Annotated in this window: 1 protein-coding gene; it reads right to left on the bottom strand. The window is 65.9% G+C overall.

Annotated elements, in window-relative coordinates; all coding sequences use genetic code 11:
* The coding region (locus HMPREF2990_RS12840; RefSeq protein WP_168167099.1) for a hypothetical protein at nucleotides 1-255 on the bottom strand (255 nt) is incomplete at both ends.

Below are 255 nucleotides of genomic sequence, written 5' to 3' on the forward strand. Positions count from 1 at the left end.
GACGCGCTTGGTCACTTCGCCAAGGCTGGGGTCGGTCACGGTGACAGTGATGGGACCTGTCACGTCGGCGGCGGGATCGAGGAGGACCTCGTGGGCGTCGTTCAGCGTGGCGGTGACGTTGTTGCCGTTGGCGTCTTTGGCGGTGACCTTGGTGAGGCCCTCGTGGTATTCGCCGATGGTGATGCCGGTGGCCTGCTTGCCGCGGCCCGGGTAGACGGTAGTTTTCGGGTCGCTGACCGTGGTTGTGGTGCCGAG

The sequence above is a fragment of the Corynebacterium sp. HMSC071B10 genome, from assembly GCF_001814825.1.
Lineage (GTDB): Bacteria > Actinomycetota > Actinomycetes > Mycobacteriales > Mycobacteriaceae > Corynebacterium.